Here is an 18,783-nt window from a genome sequence, read left to right as displayed (position 1 = left end):
GTAATACCCGCTCCCACAGGGATAGCGCAAACCTGCAGATCTTGCGCTAGAGAGGTACCCCTACGCGAAGCGTTTCGAGTACTGCTTCCAGCGCGCGCTCGAACAAAAGCCCGTCATCCAGCACCCGCACCTCACCTCGATGCAGTGCCCGGGCCAGGCTGGCCCCGTTCCATTCGCGTACTTTCATACCGGTGCGGTTGGCGAACACCAGCCGGTCGCTACTGTCGACGCGCGCCACCAGTTTGCAGCGCAGCGGTTCGTCCTCGTCCAGCACTTCTACCCAGGTACCGATACGCAGGCGCTGCACCTGACGCACGGCCACAGCCTGCCCGTCGGCAAACTGCGACGGAGCACAAGCGGGTTCCTCGGCAATCGCCAGGACGATGTCCTCGACCACCAGCACTTCGCTCAAGGGCTGGCCCTCAGTGCCGGGCTGCATCGCGGTACCCGCGCAGGCACGCAGGTGCAGCTGTTCCAGTTGCAGGAAGAATTCGCGGGTCGCTGCCGAGTCCAGGGCCACGCTGGCCAGGCCATCGCGCAGTGCCTTGAGCAGGCCCGGTACCTGCTGCAGCAAGGCATGCGGCTCATGCGGCGGAGTGATGCTGGCCAGCAGCGTGTCCATCGTCTGCAAGGCATCCCGCCAGGCCTGGGATGCTTCACCTTGCTTGAGCCAGGCCAGCAGCAGTACCTGGCTCCAGGCTTGCACCAGCATCTGTACCACCACCTGCGGCAATAACCTACCGCGCAGCCGTTGGTTGAGAGCATGCTGCACCTGCTGCCTGGCCTGCAGTGTTCGGGCACGCCCTTCTTCGGCGTCGCGGGTGCGTTGTTCGAGCAGCTCGTTGCGCCGCCGCTCGTCCTGGTTGAAAGCGAGGAAGTCTTCGAGCAGTTCGGCGAACAGGCTGGTATCTTCGGCAAAATCATTGAGAAGGCGCTGGACGATACGCTCCACCCGCAGGTGCAGGCTGTCACGCATACCGTCGCCGCCGCATTCCCAGCCGATTGCCGCGCCAGCGATCTCGTTGAGCAGCCGGCGGGCCGGGTGGCTGGCACGACTGAGCAGCCCCTTGTCCAACAGGGCCACTTTAAGCAGCGGAATGTGCAAACGCCCGATCAGCGCACGCAGGCTGGCCGGCAAGTTGTCGTCGTTCTGGATGAAGACGAACAGCAGGCCAACCAGGTTGATCATATCCTCGTCGGCAACATCGATACGCCGGCGTGTGCCGCTGCGCACGCTGACCCGCAACAGCAATTGTTCAAGCTGTTGGCCAAGTTCGAAATCGTCGGCCTCGTGGGTAGCGGGCACATAGTGCTGCAAATGCGAAAGCAGGCGCAGCAGGTCGGCGGTGCTGATTGGCTGGGCGGCGGCCACCGCCTGCAAACGAGGCGCGAACTTTCCACGCACCGGGGCCAGCATTGTTTGCAACGAGGCAAAGAAAGCCTGCCCTGCTGCGTCCGAGCCCACCTCGTGACCCAGGTTCGCCGGCCCACGACCTGCGCTCATGCGCCGGTCTTCGGCACGCCGACGTGGTGCCGACGGCAACTCAGGCAGTACACCGGCGGCGGCCAGCAACTGGTTGGCTTCACCATAGATCACGTCGGCATCGCGCAACACATAGCGCTCGAACAGTTTGAGCAGGACCAGCTTGACCCGCAGGCCAACCCCCAGGTTGCGGCCAGCGTCGAGGAAGTAGCCGCACAGCGCTGCGGGCCCCAGCGGGTTGTGCTGCTCGTGCAGGGGGCGGTCGAGCAGTACCTGCAAGCGCAGGCCCAGTTGCTGCAGGGCAATACCGTCGCGTGACAGCACGCGCGCGACCATGCCTTCTATCGCGCCAGCCCGTTCCACATGGGCCTTGCTGCGCAGGTTACCCGGCTCGACCATGTGCGCCAGCAGGTCAACCTGGCCGATACGGGCAAAGGCATCATAGAACGTGTCGAGAAAACCGCGCTCGATACTCTTGCGCTTCAGGCGCAGGTCGCGCATGGCCTCAAAGTACAGGTTCTGGTCACTGCTGTCGAAGGCCTTGTCGGCCATCTCGAAGAGGGTGTCGTCAGCATTGTCGAACAAGCCCTGCAGGCCCTGACGCAACTGCAAGGCGGCCTTGTCGCGCACCTGCAGGAGCAATACCGGAAGGCAAGGCAGAGGCGCACGCCCGCCTCGATCGATGGCTGCCGCCAAGGGCACCACCTTGCCTTCTTTTTGCATCCTGTACTCCTTGCAGGGTGTCTCGCCCGAAGGGGCTGAAGATCGTCAAAGTCATGACGCCAAATACTGGTCACCATTATCGGTAAAAATCCGCACAGCTGCCAGCGCCGTTTCACTAGCTGGCTAATGACCCTGATTTACCACGCCTGCTCACACCGGCCGACCAAAGGTCATCGCCGAGGCGACTGTACACACCGGCCCCCTGCCCTATAATCGCCGGCATCTAGCTTGTGGAGCCGACCATGCCGAACCTACGCCTTGCCGACCTGACCGCTGAAATCGAAGCCAATGTGCGCCGTGCGCTGTTGGAGGACATCGGCAGTGGCGATATCACCGCGCAGTTGATCCCGGCCGAGCGCCTGGCCAAGGCGACCATCATTACCCGCGAAGACTGCGTGATCGCCGGCACCGCCTGGGTCGATGCCGTGTTCCGCCAACTCGACCCACGCGTGGCCGTGCACTGGCAGGTGGCCGATGGCGAGCGCGCCACGGCCAACCAGCCACTGTTCCATCTGGAGGGCCCCGCGCGTTCGCTGCTCAGTGGTGAGCGCAGTGCATTGAACTTCCTGCAGATGCTGTCGGGTGTCGCCACTCGTGCGCGTTTCCTTGCCGACCTGGTGGAAGGCACCCAGGTACGCCTGCTGGACACCCGCAAGACCCTGCCGGGCCTGCGCCTGGCGCAGAAGTATGCAGTGACCTGCGGCGGTTGCGACAACCACCGCATCGGCCTGTACGACGCCTTTTTGATCAAGGAAAACCACATCGCAGCCAGCGGCGGCGTGGCCGCGGCCGTGGCGGCGGCGCACCGCATTGCGCCGGGCAAGCCGGTGGAAATCGAAGTGGAAAGCCTGGATGAGCTGCGCCAGGCACTGGCCGCTGGTGCCGACATCATCATGCTCGACGAGCTGACTCTGGAAGAGATGCGCGAAGCAGTGCGCATTACTGCGGGCAAGGCCAAGCTGGAAGCCAGTGGCGGGGTCAACGAGACGACCTTGCGGGTGATTGCCGAGACTGGGGTGGACTACATCTCGATTGGTGCCATGACCAAGGATGTGAAGGCGGTAGACCTGTCGATGCGGTTAAGCCTGTAAGCTGATTGCAGGCATGAAAAAACCGGCCTCAGGGCCGGTTTTTTCATTGGTGGCGCTCTCGGATCAGAACGAAGCGTTGGCCAGCCCATCCAGGTAACGCTCGACATCCAGCGCCGCCATGCAGCCGGCACCGGCCGAGGTAATGGCCTGGCGATAAACGTGGTCGGCCACGTCACCGGCGGCGAACACGCCCTCGATGTTGGTGGCGGTGGCATTGCCCTCACGGCCGCCGTTGACCACCAGGTAACCGTCCTTGAGGGTCAGCTGGCCTTCGAACAGCGAGGTGTTCGGGGTGTGGCCAATGGCGATGAACACGCCGTCGACCTTGATTTCGTCGCTGCTGCCATCGTTGTTCTTCAGGCGCGCACCAGTCACGCCCATGTTGTCACCCAGCACTTCGTCCAGGGTGGCATTGAGCTTGAGCTCGATCTTCCCTTCGGCCACACGGGCGTGCAGCTTGTCGACCAGGATCTTCTCGGCGCGGAAGGTATCGCGACGGTGTACCAGAGTCACCTTGCTGGCGATGTTGGCCAGGTACAGCGCCTCTTCCACGGCAGTGTTGCCCCCACCCACCACGGCGACCGGCTTGTTGCGGTAGAAGAAGCCGTCGCAGGTGGCACAGGCCGATACACCCTTGCCCATGAAGGTTTCTTCCGACGGCAGGCCCAGGTAGCGGGCGCTGGCGCCAGTGGCGATGATCAGCGCGTCACAGGTGTACTTGCCGCTGTCACCCTGCAGGGTGAAGGGTTTGTTGGCCAGGTCGACGGCGTTGATGTGGTCGAAGACGATTTCGGTTTCGAAACGCTCGGCGTGTTCCTGCATGCGCTGCATCAGCGCAGGGCCGGTCAGGCCGTGGGGGTCGCCCGGCCAGTTGTCGACTTCGGTGGTGGTGGTCAGCTGGCCACCGGCCTGCATGCCGGTGATCAGCAGCGGCTTGAGGTTGGCACGGGCAGCATACACCGCGGCGCTGTAACCGGCAGGGCCGGAACCGAGAATGATGACGCGCGAATGACGTACTTCAGACATGTCGAACTCCTGTCGAGCGGGCCGCAGGGCCGGCATCGGTGTACCGGCTGCGCCTGCCTGGAAATTAAAAAAGGACCCACGCAGCACTTGGGGAAGGCTACAACGCGCAGGCCCATAAAGCGGAAAGTGAGCGCACTGTAGCGAGGTCGCAAAGATTAAGGAAATATCCTTCGACAATCCACCTCATAGCCATCGTCTATTCAGCGATTTGATCGATAGCCAAGCCCTGCTGCTTTTGTTACAGCCCGTTTCCCGCCCGCTGCCCGCCTTTCGTCGGCGCGGCAAACTCGGTAAGGTCAGCGCGTTTTCCTTCTCTGCGGAGTCTCTCGATGCAAGCCCCTGTACTCTCTGGCCCCCAGTACCTGCGCGAAGGCCTGAAACTGGTGCTAAGCCCCAATCTGCGGTTGTTCGTGCTGCTGCCGCTGGCGGTCAACCTGCTGCTGTTTGGCGGCCTGATCTACTTCGCCGGCCACCAGTTCAGCCTGTGGGTGGACGCCCTGATGCCGAGCTTGCCGAGCTGGCTGAGCTTTCTCACCTACATCCTCTGGCCGCTGTTCGTCGCCCTGGTGGTGCTGATGGTGTTCTTCACCTTCACCCTGGTGGCCAACATCATCGCCGCGCCGTTCAACGGCTTTCTGGCGGAAAAGGTCGAGGTTGTGGTGCGTGGCGAGGACAATTTCCCCGCGTTCAGCTGGGGCGAACTGGTGGCCATGGTGCCACGTACCTTCGGCCGTGAAATGCGCAAGCTGGGCTACTTCCTGCCGCGGGCCATCGGCCTGTTCATCCTGTCGCTGATCCCGGTGGTCAACGTGGTGGCGGCGCCGCTTTGGCTGATCTTCGGGGTGTGGATGATGGCTATCCAGTACATCGACTACCCGGCGGACAACAACAAGATGAGCTGGCAGGACATGCTCGCCTGGCTGCGGCAGAAGCGCTGGCAATCGCTGGGCTTTGGCGGCATCACCTATCTGGCGTTGATGGTGCCGGTGGTGAACGTGCTGATGATGCCGGCGGCGGTGGCCGGGGCTACGTTGTTCTGGGTGCGGGAGCGCAACTGAAGGGGCGAGGGGCTGCAGGGCAGCCCCTTTCCGCAGATTGCGTTTCTAGAAGTCAGAGAAGCTGTAGGGTTCTAGAGTAGAAATCTGAGAAAGCAATATCAAATGTTCCACTGCCTTAACCTTTTCGATATTAGCAAGTTCACTTGGCCCACCGAACGCCAAGGCCGGAACAAAACCATACATTTCATCGTGCTTTAGCATGCCTAATTTTCTCTTTGCTGGCTCGAATAGGTCGCCGAAATCATTGGATTCCTTCTCCATGCCCAGGAAAAAACCTTGCACTTCCCTATCGATATCAGCTGTCGCTAATTCATGGTCTTTGCCAGAATAACGTGACGCGTAGGCTATGATGTCCAATGAAAACCCGGAATTTTCACCCCATAGATAGAGATCGCCAAAGGCACCGCGAGCGACTAGATGATACGTATCACGCCCCTCTAATGCAGTACCTTCAATGAATGAAGCGACCACCCCCTCGTAATCCTGTGGGTTGACAGTCCAGAATATCCCGTCGCCGTATCCACACCATCCGTGCTCAGCCCAATATTCCAATAATTTTTCCGGCAATTTTCCACTATAACGCTGTATGCTCGAAGGCGGAACCTCTTGCCGGAATACAGGATTACCCATTTCCTCTATAAAAATTGAAAAGAATTCATCCATATTAAAAAACTCTAACTATTAGCATTTATGCAACCTGACATTCAAAAGGCTTGATGCACCACCCGATCTGGATAGCTCTTCAGCGGCTTGCTTTAATCCTCTCACTCTATTTTTCCACTGCGGACCTATAGTAGAGTTGACTTGTCTGTCGCCGAAGTCAGAAATAGCGTCCCGACCACCCGCGCTCAAATCTGGATTATGCAATGCCGCAAGCGATGACATGGTTTCCTTTGCTTGCTTCACTGAAAGCTTTTTAGCTTCAATAGGGCTCATACTTTTCATCAAATCTTTCTGAATTCTATCTTTCAATTTATCATACAGTTTCTTCCTTGCTTTCCTGGCAATGTTCGGATCCCGCTTGACTGGATGAGTAAGATTTTCAAGAAACTCTTCAACCGTAAGCCGGTTTAGCCCATCCTGCTGCCCCTTCAACTGCCGTTCAAACTCGCCATGCTTGGATACTGGCAATTTGTCTGCCTTGAAGCACGCCACGGTATGCAACGGCATGCTACCGGGCTTCCCTGTCGAGGGCTCCTTGTCTTTCCCTGCCGGCCGATCAGGCTGCATCGGCTGCGGCTCACCCACCGCCCCCTTGCGCCGCTCCGGCACCTGCAGGTCCGGCCGTTTCTTCAAGCCCTCTTCATGCTTGAGCATCCATTGCCCCAGCCGCGCACCTTTGCGGCTGGCCGCCATTTCCTGGGCCAGCACCCGGGCATCGCCGCGGCCGCGGGTGAGGTACGACACGATCGCCCCCAACAACAGCAGCACGACTTCCACGTGGCCTTGGGCAATCTGATGCGTGGCCCGGGATATCGCATAGGGGTCGTCCCGGCAGAACGGGCCCGTGCCTTCATTGCCGCAGGTGCCTTCCCAGGCGAAGCGAATGCCATCGACGTAGTACTCGCCGATACGCGGCAAGCCCTCGATGAAGAACTCGGCGATGGAGGCCAACCCCAGGGCGCCGAGGATCCAGCCACTGACCTTGAGGCCTATGGCCGCGCCCGCGCCGGCGAACGGAATGGTTCCGGCGCCGCCGGCGAATGCGCCAACCCCCGCACCAAGCAGGCCACCGGTAATGGTGCTGCCGGCGACGATCATCGCCATCTGCCGCACGACCATCAGCAGTTCGTCGACGATGCCGTTGATGTCAAGGTCGGCGAAGCGCTGGCGCAGCATGTGCGCCGCCTGCCATTCGGCGTGGTAGAAGGCTGTGCGGACAGCTTCTATACGGCGCAGGTTGAGGCCCAGCGAGGCGACTTCTTCATTGAGGCTGGTGCGGAACTGGCCACCGCTTTGGTAGCCCACCATGGCGATGACACGTGACTCGATCTCGTGCCAGGAGGGAACGAGGTAATCCAGGTACATGAGGTGTCTCCCTGACAGCGTGTGCAGGGGGAAATCCCATCATGGATTCGGATCGGAGGTTTCTGAGTCAGTTGTAGGAAAATGCGAATTCTTTTACAGCAGGTTCAGCGAAGTTGAGCTGTTCAGCCGGCACCAAGGAGAAGGTTGGGGATCTTTGTCGTTCCTGAGATCGAGCCCCATCTGGGCGGGGGCTCGACTGCATAGGCGCTACAAACCTCAGGCCATATCAAAGACTCAACTGGCTGGAAAACTGCCCCACCACATCCACCACCCGCTTCGCACCATCCTGAATCTCGACGATCACGCTCCCTGTCTCGTCCGCCAGTGCCAGGCCCTGCTCGGCCTGGCGCTTGCTGGTGTCGATGATCGCCACTGCCGCCTGGGCCAGTTGCTCGTTCTGCTGTACCACGCGGGCGATTTCCTCGGTGGCGGTGCTGGTGCGCGAGGCCAGTTGGCGCACTTCATCGGCAACCACGGCAAACCCACGCCCCTGTTCGCCAGCGCGGGCCGCTTCGATGGCCGCGTTCAGCGCCAGCAGGTTGGTCTGCCCGGCAATGTCGCTGATGGTCTTGATGATCGAGCCGATCACCCGCGACTGGGTATCCAGTGCCTGGATACCCTCTGCCGCCTCTTGCATCGACGCTTCCAGCCCGCGCATCACGCTGACACTCTGGGTGACCACATCGGTGGCCTTGCGGGCACTGGCATCGGTACCCAGCGAGGTGTTGTAGGCGACATCCGCCGCCTCGGCCACCGCCTGCTCCTGGTTGACCTGATCGGTGATGACGGTGGCGAACTTCACCACCTTGTACAGCACGTCATGGGCATCGAAAATCGGGTTGTATGAAGCTTCCAGCCAGACCACCCGGCCGTGGGCATCGATACGCTTGAAGCGGTCGGCAACATACTCGCCACGGCGCAGCTTGTCCCAGAACGCCTGGTAGCCGGCCGAGTTGGCCTCCTCCGGCTCGCAGAAGATGCGGTGATGCTTGCCACGGATCTGCTCCAGGCGGTAACCGACAGCGCCCAGGAACCGGTCGTTGGCAGTGAGGATGGTGCCATCGAGATCGAACTCGATCACCGCGGTGGAGCGCATCAGGGCCTTGATCAGGCTTTCGTGCTCGCGGGAGGTCTCGATGGTGCGGGTAAGGTCGCTGGAATGCAGCGTGAAATACTTGATGCGCCCCTCGCTGTTCTTGACCGGCTGCAGGATCGACCGTAGCCAGGCTTCCTGGCCATTGCCACGCAGCAGGCGAAATGCACCGTTCAGGTGTTCACCGCGGCTGATTGCGCCTTTCATGCGCTGGTGGAAATCCAGCGTCTTCACATGGGCGGGGACGATGTCCTCGATGTTGCGCCCAAGCAATTGTTCGCCACGGTAGAGCATCTCGCTCTCGAAGTTGGCATTGACCATCTCGATCCGTCCCTGAGGGTCGAGTTGAAGTACCAGCATCTCGCTGTCGAGGCTATTCTTGACCTGTTCTATGGACATCAGGTCTTCGCGAAGCTGCCGGATTTCTTGCTTGAGCTTGTTGTTGAACATCACCGCTCTCCTGGAGCGAATCGGGTAGTCGAATGCATCTTCATCGGCTGCCGATGCCCCCGCTTGAGTGCCCTGCAATGAAATATTCACGTGGACATACGCGTCAGCGAGCAGGCGTCATCTTTACGTCACATGGCAGTCACATTCGCGCAATCCAGCAGGCGGAAACTTTTTGTCATGAATACACCCGCCCTACGCATTTCCCTGGTCAGCGAAACCTTCCCACCCGAGATCAACGGCGTGGCCAATACCATTGGCCGCCTCAGCGAGGGGTTGCGCCAACGCGGTCATGAGATCGAAGTGGTGCGCCCACGCCAGGCCGGAGAAGCACCGCGGCACAGCGACCCGAACCTGATGCTGTGCCGTGGCTGGCCACTGCCTGGCTACCCGGGCTTGCAGTGGGGCGAGGTATCGATGCACAAGCTGTTGCGCCGCTGGCGTCGACAGCGCCCGGATGTGCTGTACATCGCCACCGAGGGGCCGCTTGGGCTCAGTGCACTGCGCGCGGCCCGGCGCCTCGGGGTTGCGGTGGTCAGTGGCTTCCACACCAACTTCCCGCAGTATTCCGGCCAGTACGGGCTGGGCCTGCTGACGCGCCTGCTCACCAACTACCTGCGCTGGTTCCATCGGCGCACGGCGATCACCCTGGTACCCAGCCTCAGCCAGCGCCTGGAGCTCGAACGCCGTGGCTTCGAACGCCTGGAACTACTGGCCCGGGGGGTCGATGCCTGCCTGTTCAACCCGGCCCGGCGCAGCCCCGCATTACGGGAAAGCTGGGGGCTCGGCCCGGACGACATCGCCGTACTGCATGTCGGGCGGCTGGCGGCAGAAAAGAACCTGGGTTTGCTGCGCCCAAGCCTGGAGGCACTGCAGAAAGCTTATCCACACAAACGTCTGCGCCTGATCATGGTCGGTGACGGCCCGCAGCGTGCCGCCCTCGAACAGCAGGTACCGGATGCCATGTTCTGCGGCGCCCAGCGTGGCGAGGTGCTGGCCGAACACTATGCCAGCGGTGACCTGTTCCTGTTTCCGAGCCTGACCGAAACCTTTGGCAATGTGGTGCTCGAAGCCATGGCCTCGGGGTTGGCGGTGGTCGCCTATGACGAGGCGGCCGCCGCGCAGCATATTCGCCACGGTCATAGCGGTGCGCTGGCCATGCCGGGGGACCAGGCGGCGTTCATCGATGCAGCCTGCTGGCTGCTGGAGGAAGAAGAGACGTTACGGCGGGTGCGCCTGAATGCGCGAAAGCATGCCAGCCACCAGGGATGGCCAGGGATTGTCGAGCAGTTTGAGGGGTATCTGCATGCAGCCCGGAACCAGGCTGCGACTTCGCCAGCTTCGAGGCTAGGTGCTACGCGATCTGTGTAGGAGCGGCCTTGTGCCGCGAATGGGCCGCAGCGCGGCCCACGATGGCTGCCATGATGCCGAATGCCTGGGGCCGCTTCGCGGCCCATTCGCGGCACAAGGCCGCTCCTACAGGGACCGAGTCAGGCGCTTCAGGCCAAGGCTTTCTCGATAGCCTGCACTACCGCAGGATCATCCGGCGCAGTGCGCGGCGAAAAACGCGCCAGCACCCGCCCGTCCTTGCCCACCAGGAACTTCTCGAAGTTCCAGGTAATGTCGCCCGGGAACTCCGCCCCCTCACCCGCCAGCAGGCGGTACAGCGAATGGCGCTGCGGCCCGTTGACCTCCAGCTTGGCACCCAGCGGGAAGCTCACCCCGTAGTTGAGGCTGCAGAACTCCTGGATTTCCTTTTCGCTGCCAGGCTCCTGCCCGGCAAACTGGTTGCACGGCAGGCCAAGCACGTTGAAGCCCTTGTCCTTGTAATTCTGGTAGAGGTTCTCCAGGGCCTTGTATTGCGGCGTGAGACCACACTTGGAGGCAACGTTGACCACCAGCACCACTTGGCCCTTGAACGGTGCGAGGGGCAGCTCCCCGCCGTTCAACGCGTCCAGTTTCAGGTCGTGAAAAGCACTCATGATGAATCCCCTCTCAGGTTCCCGGTTGCCGCGCAGGCGAATTACGCCCACTAAAAAGGCGCTCGTCCAAACCGTCCACCTCCCGTAGGAAGGCAAATCGGCTTGCCCGAGCGCCTGGCGACTTTCTGAGCTTAGCGCAGAAAAATCAGTGGTGATGGCCACCTTCACCGTGGATGTGGCGGTGAGCGATTTCTTCGTCGCTGGCATCACGAACGTTGACCACCTTGACCTGGAAGGTCAGACGCTGGCCGGCCAGCGGGTGGTTGCCGTCGACAGTCACGTCGTCGCCGTCGATGTCGCGGATGGTGACGATCTGCATCTGGCCATCCGGCGCCGAAGCGTGGAACTGCATGCCCACTTCCAGCTCGTCGACACCTTCGAACAGGCTGCGGTTCAGGGTGCTGACCAGCTCGGCCAGGTATTCGCCGTAGGCATCTTCCGGCTCGATGGAAACGTTCAGCTCGTCACCGGCCTGCTTGCCTTCCAGGGCTTTTTCCAGGCCCGGGATGATGTTGCCGGCACCGTGCAGGTAAACCAGCGGTGCACCGCCGGCGGAGCTGTCAATGGTCTCCCCGGCGTCGTTGGTCAGGGTATAGTCGATGGAGACAGCCTTGTTGGCGGCGATCAGCATGGGGCAAGACCTTTTGCAAAAGTATGTAGAGCGGACAAGTGTAACCAAGCCATCGCCCGATTGCGAACGCACCGCGGACGAGCAACGGCCCATCAGTCGGATCACCGGCTTCCACCAGGACGAAGAGGGCCACTGGGTGGCCGAACTGTCCTGCGGCCACACCCAGCACCTGCGCCACCAGCCGCCGTGGCAGGCGCGCCCCTGGGTGCTCGACCCGGCCCAACGCGCGCAGCGTATCGGCCAGCCTTTCGCTTGCGGCTGGTGCGCACAAGGGGCCGATAGCGCTACCCTTGACCGTTAATTTCTTGCACCGCTTATTTCGAGAAGCACGCATGCAGACATTTTTCATTGCGCCGACCGATTTCGGTGTCGGCCTGACTTCCATCAGCCTGGGTCTGGTGCGCACCCTGGAGCGGGCCGGCCTGAAGGTCGGCTTCTTCAAGCCGATCGCCCAGCCTCACCCGGGTGACACCGGCCCCGAGCGCTCCACCGAGCTGGTTGCCCGTACCCACGGCATCAAGCCCCCAGTGCCGCTGAGCCTGGCCCATGTCGAGCGCATGCTCGGCGATGGCCAGCTGGACGAGTTGCTCGAAGAAATCATCCGCCTTTACCAGCAAGCCTGCATCGGCAACGACGTGGTGGTGGTCGAGGGCATGGTGCCCACGCGCCACGCCAGCTATGCGGCGCGGGTCAACCTGCACCTGGCCAAGAGCCTGGATGCCGAGGTGATTCTGGTATCGGCGCCGGAAAACGAAGTGCTCAGCGAGTTGTCCGGCCGGGTCGAACTGCAGGCCCAGCTGTTCGGCGGCCCGCGCGACCCGAAGGTGCTCGGGGTAATCCTCAACAAGGTGCGCACCGACGAAAGCATGGCGGACTTTTCCACCCGCCTGCGCGAGCACTCGCCGCTACTGCGCGGCAACGACTTCCGCCTGCTGGGCTGCATCCCCTACCAGCCTGAACTGAACGCCCCGCGCACCCGCGATGTGGCCGACCTGCTCGGTGCCCAGGTGCTCAATGCCGGCGACTATGAACAGCGGCGCATGAGCAAGATCATCATCTGCGCGCGTACCGTTGCCAACACGGTGCCACTGCTCACCTCGGGTACCCTGGTGGTGACCCCGGGCGACCGCGACGACATCATCCTCGCCGTCAGCCTCGCGGCGATCAACGGCGTCCCGCTGGCCGGCCTGCTGCTGACCAGCGACAGCAAACCTGACGCGCGTATCCTTGGTCTGTGCCGTGGCGCCCTGCAGGCCGGCCTGCCGATCCTTTCGGTCAGTACCGGCTCGTACGACACTGCCAACCAGCTCAACTCGCTGAACCGCGAAATCCCGGTGGACGACCGCGAGCGCGCCGAATTCATCACCGACTTCGTCGCCAGCCACCTCGACGCCGCCTGGCTGCACCAGCGTTGCGGCACGCCGCGTGAATTGCGCCTGTCGCCAGCCGTGTTCCGCTACCAGTTGATCCAGCGGGCGCAGCAGGCCAACAAGCGCATCGTCCTGCCGGAAGGCGCCGAGCCGCTGCTGGTGCAGGCAGCGGCCATCTGCCAGGCCCGCGGCATTGCCCGCTGCGTGCTACTGGCCAAGCCCGAGGATGTCGACGCCGTGGCCCGCGCCCAGGGCATCACCTTGCCGCCTGGCCTGGAAATCCTGGACCCCGAGGTAATTCGCGGGCGCTATGTAGAGCCGATGGTCGAGCTGCGCAAGAGCAAGAACCTCAATGCACCAATGGCCGAGCAGCAACTGGAAGACCCGGTGGTGATCGGTACCATGATGCTGGCCCTGGACGAAGTGGACGGCCTGGTCTCGGGCCTGGTGCACTCCACCGCCAACACCATCCGCCCGGCTCTGCAACTGATAAAGACCGCACCGGGCTCGAGCCTGGTGTCATCGGTGTTCTTCATGCTGTTCCCCGAGCAGGTGCTGGTGTACGGCGACTGCGTGATGAACCCGCACCCCAGTGCTGTCGAACTGGCCGAGATCGCCCGGCAGAGTGCCGAATCGGCGCAGGCCTTCGGCATCGCGCCACGGGTGGCGATGATCAGTTATTCAAGCGATTCGGCCAGCGACGAGGAAGTCGAGAAAGTGCGCGAAGCGACCCGCCTGGCACAGGGCGCGGCGCAGGAGCTGCTGATCGACGGGCCGTTGCAGTATGACGCGGCGGCCAACCCGGCGATTGCACGGGACCTGGCGCCGGGCAGCCCGGTAGCCGGGCGGGCGACGGTATTCGTGTTCCCTGACCTGAATACCGGCAACACGACCCACAAGGCGGTGCAACGCAGCACCGACGGGGTCAGCCTGGGGCCGATGCTGCAAGGGTTGCGCAAGCCGGTGAACGACTTGCCGCGCGGGGCTCAGGTTGACGATATCGTGCATACCATTGCCCTGACGGCGATCCAGGCCAGCGTGGCGGGCTGATACCTGCGAAGCATGCACCGCGGTGCATGGCACCGGCTTCGCCGGTGTTCGCGGGCACGCCCGCTCCCACAGGAACCGCGCATTTCCTGAGCCTAGCGCTAAACCTGTGGGAGCGGGCAAGCCCGCGAAGGGCCGCAAAGCGGCCCCGGCGGTCAATCAGGGATACTGCTGAACCTGACCTTGCTGGTCATACTGCTGACCCGGAATCGGCTTCAGGTTCACTTCCACACGGCGGTTCTGCGCACGGCCATTGGCGTCGGCGTTGCTGGCGATCGGTTGGTCCGGCCCCATGCCACGTACAGTGATACGCGAGGCATCCACACCCTGCGAGGTCAGGTAGGTGCTGACCGCCTGCGCACGGCGCTGGGACAGGTCCATGTTGTGCTGGCGGCTGCCAGTGCTGTCGGTGAAGCCGACCACTTCGATGGTGTTCTGGTTGAACTGCTTGAACGAGCCAGCCAGGTTGTTCAGCGGCGAGTAGAAGCTTGGCGCGATGTTGGCCGAGTCGGTTGCGAAGGTGATGTTGCCCGGCATGATCAGCTTGATCTGGTCACCCTGGCGCTGAACTTCCACACCGGTATTGGCCATTTGCGCGCGCAATTCGGCTTCCTGCTTGTCGGCGTAGTAACCATAACCGGCTGCAGCGGCACCCACGGCAGCAGCGCCGATCAGTGCGCCCTTGCCACGGTTGTTGTGGTCGATGGCGGCACCGGCGATAGCACCGGCCAGCGCGCCCAGGCCGCCGTATTTGGCAGTTTTGCTCATCCCGGTGGAGCCCTGCGCCTGACCTTGGCTGTCATAAGGGTTCTGGCCGGCACAGCCGGTCATCAGGGCAGCGGCGGTTGCGACGATAATCAGACGACGCATGGTGAACATGGACAAGCTCCTACTGAATTCATGAATGCGACAGATCATAAAGGGATCTATGCCAGGCTTGGATTGCATCGGCGCCGAAAAATTCCGTGAAAGTACCTTCATGTGCCATCAGGCACGCACAAAGGGGTTCTCGCGCATTTCGTCGCCCAGGCGGGTATCAGGCCCGTGGCCGGTCACCACGATGGCCTCCTCGTCCAGCCGGTACAGCCGCTCCCTGATGGAACGGACGATGGCCCGCTGGTCGCCACCCCACAAATCGGTACGGCCAATGCCCCGGCGGAACAGGGTATCGCCGGCGATCAGCAGCTTGGCGTCGGCAAACCAGAAACTCATCGAGCCTGGCGTGTGGCCTGGCGTATGCAAGGCCACGCCACATCCACAGGCCAGCTCCTCGTCATCCCCCAGCCAGCGGTCTGGCGCGGGTACCGGAGTGTAGGGCACGCCGAACATCTGGCACTGCATTTCCAGGTTGTCCCACAGCGACTGGTCGTCCTTGTGCAAGTGCAGCGTGGCGCCGGTCAGCTCCTTGAGCTTGCCCGAGGCGAGGAAGTGATCGAAGTGCGCGTGGGTGTGGATGATGCTCACCAGTGTCAGCCCGTGGGCCTGCAGGCGGGCCAGGATCTTGTCCGGGTCACCGCCGGGGTCTACGACGATGGCCTTTTTGGTCAGCGGGTCGCCGATCAGGGTGCAGTTGCACTGCAGGGGGCCTACGGGGAAGGTTTCGCGGATGAGCGCTGACGATGGATTCTGCATAGGGAATACGGGAACCGGTTAATCGAAGAGGGTCTGTACGCGAGCCAGTGCATCAAGGATGACGACCTCGGGTACCGACTCTATGCGTTTGGCAAATCTGGCTTCAAGGTCGACTGTGCGCACCTGATTGCAGAGCATCACGCCCTGAGTCTGCGTACCCGCACCGCTGAGCGTGACGGCGAAACCCGCATGCCTGGCAAAATCGCCACCTTGAGTGATCGGCACTACCACAGCCAGGCCTGACGCATTGAACGCAGCGGGAGTGAGCACCAGCGCAGGTCGCCCAGCACCCTGCTGCTCCCGTCCAACAGTCGGATCGAGATTGATGCGGACGATATCGCCCCTGGCGAACTTCACCCGTTTCACACTTCACGCCCTACTGGTGGCATCGCGTTCCAGTCGGCCATGTTCTCTGGCTCCGGTGCATCCAGATCGCACTGAGCCATCAGCTCTTCAAGGGTGTATTTGGGTTTCGACCTGACGGGTTTGAGCACCATGGTCTCACCCGCGGTGTCCAGGCTCAAGGTAGAGCCGACTCCGAGACGCATCTGCTTGAGCACTGCAGCCGGCAAGCGAATCGCGGCGCTGTTACCCCACTGTTGAATCTTGATCTGCATGAGTATCTCCCAAGGTAGATACATAGTAGAAACCCTCCAAATGATTGCAAGCGAAATGTAGAGACGTCGTATCTACACTGTCATTTGCCCGGCATGGACAAAAGCCCTGCAACCTCAAGAAGGAAATGCCCTACATCACCTTGGGAAGCTACTTTCCAGCTGCAAAAATTTGAAACGCAATCCTTGTCAGTTTCAAGGCAAAAACAACCTGAACAACCCACCCCCAAGCGCCCCGCCATTAGAGATCTCGATCCGCCCGCGCACCCCGCCGCTTTCATGCAGTGCCGCGATCCGCGCCGCAAAATACAGGCCCAGGCCAGTACTGCCGCTGGTCGAATCGATACCCTGAATGAATTCCTCCTGGCGTTCGAGCATCCGCTGTGGATAACCCGGGCCGTCATCGTTGACGCAAATGGCCAACTGGTTGTCTGCCTCTTCGATACTGATCAGCAAGGCATGCGCGGCGAAGCGGGTGGCGTTGGTGATCACGTTGGCGATCACCGAGGCCACCAGTTCGCGGTCGAAGAAGCCCAGCGGGTTGTCGGTGTCGATGCGCCAGGTGGCAAGGATGTCCTTGTGCTTGAGCACTTCCTCGTGTGCCGCCAGCTGGGCTTCGATGAAATCGTCCAGTTCGTGGTAGTCCGGGCACACCGGCAACTGGTTCACGCCCAGTTTGTACAACCCCAGCAACTGCACCAGCATGCCGTTGAGGTGGCGAAACTCATGCTCCATCACCCCTTGCTCGGCACCACCGCGCAGCTCCTCGGGCAAGCGCTGCATCCACTGGTTGTGGGACTGGATCAGCGCCGACAGGGAGTTCTTCAGGTCGTGCACGGTGGAGGCGATCACCGTGGAAAAATCCAGCCCCTGGTTGTCTTGATTCATGCGCCGAACACTCGGATGTGCAGTTTGCGGTAGCGGTCGTAGCGGTTGTCGCTGGCGGGGATGCCAGCCACGCTGGTCAGGGCGTCGCGGCACTCCTGCATGATCGCGGGCTGAGGGTTGTCTCCGCCGATGCGCAGCAGCGCCTGGGCAGTGTTGAGGGCGATGCTGATGTTCTTCGGCTGCAAACCCAGCGCCTTGCGGAACAGCTGCAATGCCTCGGCGAGCTGCCCTCCCTGGTAACTGCGCACACCCTGGCGATTGAGGGTGACAGCTTCGGTAATGGCGTTGAGCACGCTGGGGTCGTCCGTCAGCTTGCCGACCCTCTCCATGACCTTGGGGTCGTCGCCATAACTTTCCACACAGCTCTTCAGCACGCCGATGGCAGCAGCTTCCTGCCCCATGGCCTGCAACTGCACGGCAACGGTCAGAGCCGAATCGACCGAGAAGAACTGGTTCATCTTGTCCAGACGCTGGATCGCCTGTTCGGTCAGCTTTGCAGCCGTTTCAGGGTCGCCGGCCTGCTGCAGGCTGGCGGCCTTCATCATGCGGGCACGCACCTGCAGGCCTTGGTCCTCGGGGTTTTCCTTGGCCACTTCGCTGAGTGTGCTGTTGATCTCGACCCGTGTGCGTGCATCCAGGCCAAAACCGGCATTCCTGCTCATCAGCGCCTGCACCAGGCCCAGGTTGTTCTCGGCGTCCTTGTAGCGCGAGCTCTGGCCCTGATTCACCGCATGGCGAAATGCCTTCGAGGCACTCTCGAAGTCTTCGTTTTCCAACGCCAGCTTGCCCAGCGTCGACTGCCGGCGCACCGACAGCGGCGACAGGCGCACGGCTTCTTCAAGCATGTTCTGCGCACGCCTGGTTTCGCCTTGGGCCACCAGCACCTCGGCCATGCCATCGTACAGGCCCGGCATGATCGGGAAGGCCTTGAGCGCCTGCTCGTACACGCCCTGGGCCTGGGCATTCTGGCCACGCTTGTGCATCAGGCTGCCCAACGCCGAGTAGGCCCATGGCTGCGGGCGGCTGGCCAGGATGGCCTTGAGGAACTTCTCCAGTTCCTCGAAGCGGTTGAGGTTGCGCAAGGCATCTGCCCGATAGCGCAGGCACAGCGGGGCCAGGCGTGGGTCGCGCTTGCACAGCTCGGCGCAGGCAGCCAGCACTTCGGCCGGGCGATTGCGGTCCAGGGCCTGCAGGATCGGCTTGAGCAGGGTCTTGCGCTGGTACAGTTTCTCGACACGTTGGGCCAGGCCAACTCGGTTGAACGGCTTGGTCAGATAGGCATCAGGCTCGTGCTCGATGGCGCTGAGGACAATGGCCTGGCTGCTCTCGGCCGTGACCATGATGAATATGCACTCATGGCTGATGTGCTTGTCGAGGATCAGGTCTTCGAGCACCTGCTGGCCGTTCTTCTTGCCGTCGCCCAGGTGGAAGTCCTGCAGGATGACGTCATAGCGCTTTTGCGCGCACATGCGCAGCGCCTGCTCGCCGCTGTCGGCGGTGTCCACATCACGCACGCCCAGTTCGCGCAGCATGGAACGGGTCGACGTACGAAAGTCGGTAAAGTCGTCGACGATCAGAAAGCTCTTTTGCCCGTACTGCAGCATCAACACGACCTGCCTTGGAATGATTGAAAAATCGCGCGAGGCGATGCCACCGATAGCTGTATCGGC

Annotated in this window: 17 protein-coding genes and 2 pseudogenes; 5 read left to right on the top strand and 14 right to left on the bottom strand. The window is 61.9% G+C overall.

From position 1 onward, the window contains the following. Window positions 1-46: 46 nt before the first annotated feature. Entirely contained in the window at window positions 47-2,206 is a 2,160-nt protein-coding gene (locus M1D87_RS04270; protein ID WP_123085365.1) for a DUF1631 domain-containing protein, read from the bottom strand. 242 nt (window positions 2,207-2,448) lie between these two features. On the opposite strand from M1D87_RS04270, the gene nadC reads away from it, so the two are divergent. Continuing rightward, window positions 2,449-3,297: a carboxylating nicotinate-nucleotide diphosphorylase gene (nadC, locus tag M1D87_RS04265; protein WP_004376060.1), complete on the top strand. Its 849-nt coding sequence runs from the start codon at window positions 2,449-2,451 to the stop codon at window positions 3,295-3,297. Window positions 3,298-3,360: 63 nt separating this feature from the next. Here the strand turns inward: nadC and trxB are convergent, their stop codons facing one another. Continuing rightward, complete coding sequence (gene trxB, locus M1D87_RS04260) at window positions 3,361-4,323, bottom strand: thioredoxin-disulfide reductase (protein WP_015268972.1); 963 nt, start codon at window positions 4,321-4,323, stop codon at window positions 3,361-3,363. A 329-nt stretch (window positions 4,324-4,652) separates the two neighbouring features. On the opposite strand from trxB, the gene cysZ reads away from it, so the two are divergent. Next, window positions 4,653-5,381, top strand: a complete 729-nt coding sequence (gene cysZ, locus M1D87_RS04255) for a sulfate transporter CysZ (RefSeq protein ID WP_004376058.1) — start codon at window positions 4,653-4,655, stop codon at window positions 5,379-5,381. 45 nt (window positions 5,382-5,426) lie between these two features. Here cysZ and M1D87_RS04250 read toward each other — a convergent pair whose 3' ends face one another. From M1D87_RS04250 to M1D87_RS04235, 4 genes and pseudogenes are all read right to left on the bottom strand, one after another. After that, window positions 5,427-6,044, bottom strand: coding sequence for a GAD-like domain-containing protein (locus M1D87_RS04250; RefSeq protein WP_123085901.1), 618 nt, complete (start codon window positions 6,042-6,044; stop codon window positions 5,427-5,429). An 18-nt stretch (window positions 6,045-6,062) separates the two neighbouring features. After that, window positions 6,063-7,409, bottom strand: coding sequence for a DUF6861 domain-containing protein (locus M1D87_RS04245; RefSeq protein ID WP_182329823.1), 1,347 nt, complete (start codon window positions 7,407-7,409; stop codon window positions 6,063-6,065). A gap of 226 nt (window positions 7,410-7,635) precedes the next feature. Next, window positions 7,636-7,995 (bottom strand): annotated as a pseudogene (locus M1D87_RS04240) (methyl-accepting chemotaxis protein); the annotation flags it as partial. 228 nt (window positions 7,996-8,223) lie between these two features. Continuing rightward, a pseudogene (locus M1D87_RS04235) lies at window positions 8,224-8,823 on the bottom strand (PAS domain-containing protein); the annotation flags it as partial. A gap of 306 nt (window positions 8,824-9,129) precedes the next feature. On the opposite strand from M1D87_RS04235, the gene M1D87_RS04230 reads away from it, so the two are divergent. Beyond that, window positions 9,130-10,320, top strand: coding sequence for a glycosyltransferase family 4 protein (locus M1D87_RS04230; protein WP_123085334.1), 1,191 nt, complete (start codon window positions 9,130-9,132; stop codon window positions 10,318-10,320). Between the two features lie 128 nt (window positions 10,321-10,448). Here M1D87_RS04230 and M1D87_RS04225 read toward each other — a convergent pair whose 3' ends face one another. Together M1D87_RS04225 and M1D87_RS04220 are read right to left on the bottom strand one after the other, a co-directional pair. Then, complete coding sequence (locus tag M1D87_RS04225) at window positions 10,449-10,931, bottom strand: glutathione peroxidase (protein ID WP_015268966.1); 483 nt, start codon at window positions 10,929-10,931, stop codon at window positions 10,449-10,451. A 145-nt stretch (window positions 10,932-11,076) separates the two neighbouring features. Further along, window positions 11,077-11,562: an FKBP-type peptidyl-prolyl cis-trans isomerase gene (locus tag M1D87_RS04220; protein ID WP_003259610.1), complete on the bottom strand. Its 486-nt coding sequence runs from the start codon at window positions 11,560-11,562 to the stop codon at window positions 11,077-11,079. Between M1D87_RS04220 and M1D87_RS04215 the strand changes: the two genes are divergently transcribed. Both M1D87_RS04215 and pta read left to right on the top strand, forming a co-directional pair. Next, window positions 11,561-11,863, top strand: coding sequence for a DUF3565 domain-containing protein (locus M1D87_RS04215; protein ID WP_123085333.1), 303 nt, complete (start codon window positions 11,561-11,563; stop codon window positions 11,861-11,863). The two genes, M1D87_RS04220 and M1D87_RS04215, sit on opposite strands and share 2 nt — an antisense overlap. A gap of 31 nt (window positions 11,864-11,894) precedes the next feature. Beyond that, the gene (gene pta, locus M1D87_RS04210; protein ID WP_024086271.1) at window positions 11,895-13,982 is read left to right on the top strand and encodes a phosphate acetyltransferase; all 2,088 of its coding nucleotides are present in this window, start codon (window positions 11,895-11,897) and stop codon (window positions 13,980-13,982) included. Between the two features lie 156 nt (window positions 13,983-14,138). Here the strand turns inward: pta and M1D87_RS04205 are convergent, their stop codons facing one another. From M1D87_RS04205 to M1D87_RS04180, 6 genes are all read right to left on the bottom strand, one after another. Continuing rightward, the gene (locus M1D87_RS04205; RefSeq protein ID WP_013970946.1) at window positions 14,139-14,858 is read right to left on the bottom strand and encodes an OmpA family protein; all 720 of its coding nucleotides are present in this window, start codon (window positions 14,856-14,858) and stop codon (window positions 14,139-14,141) included. Window positions 14,859-14,966: 108 nt separating this feature from the next. After that, window positions 14,967-15,611 (bottom strand): MBL fold metallo-hydrolase, encoded by a 645-nt coding sequence (locus M1D87_RS04200; RefSeq protein ID WP_013970945.1) that lies wholly within the window; start codon window positions 15,609-15,611, stop codon window positions 14,967-14,969. An 18-nt stretch (window positions 15,612-15,629) separates the two neighbouring features. Further along, the gene (locus M1D87_RS04195; protein ID WP_015268962.1) at window positions 15,630-15,977 is read right to left on the bottom strand and encodes a type II toxin-antitoxin system ChpB family toxin; all 348 of its coding nucleotides are present in this window, start codon (window positions 15,975-15,977) and stop codon (window positions 15,630-15,632) included. After that, complete coding sequence (locus M1D87_RS04190) at window positions 15,974-16,252, bottom strand: AbrB/MazE/SpoVT family DNA-binding domain-containing protein (RefSeq protein WP_123085332.1); 279 nt, start codon at window positions 16,250-16,252, stop codon at window positions 15,974-15,976. Before M1D87_RS04190 ends, M1D87_RS04195 begins: the two co-directional genes overlap by 4 nt. Window positions 16,253-16,420: 168 nt before the next feature. Next, a complete protein-coding gene (locus M1D87_RS04185) occupies window positions 16,421-17,113 on the bottom strand; it encodes a sensor histidine kinase (RefSeq protein ID WP_123085331.1) in 693 nt (230 codons plus the stop codon). Beyond that, window positions 17,110-18,717 (bottom strand): tetratricopeptide repeat-containing response regulator, encoded by a 1,608-nt coding sequence (locus tag M1D87_RS04180; RefSeq protein WP_123085330.1) that lies wholly within the window; start codon window positions 18,715-18,717, stop codon window positions 17,110-17,112. The genes M1D87_RS04185 and M1D87_RS04180 overlap by 4 nt, the downstream gene beginning before the upstream one ends. Window positions 18,718-18,783: the final 66 nt, after the last annotated feature.

It is taken from the genome of Pseudomonas sp. SA233 (assembly GCF_054792385.1).
The sequence above is the reverse complement of the archived record's forward strand: the minus strand, read 5'-3'. Positions and strand labels throughout refer to the sequence as shown.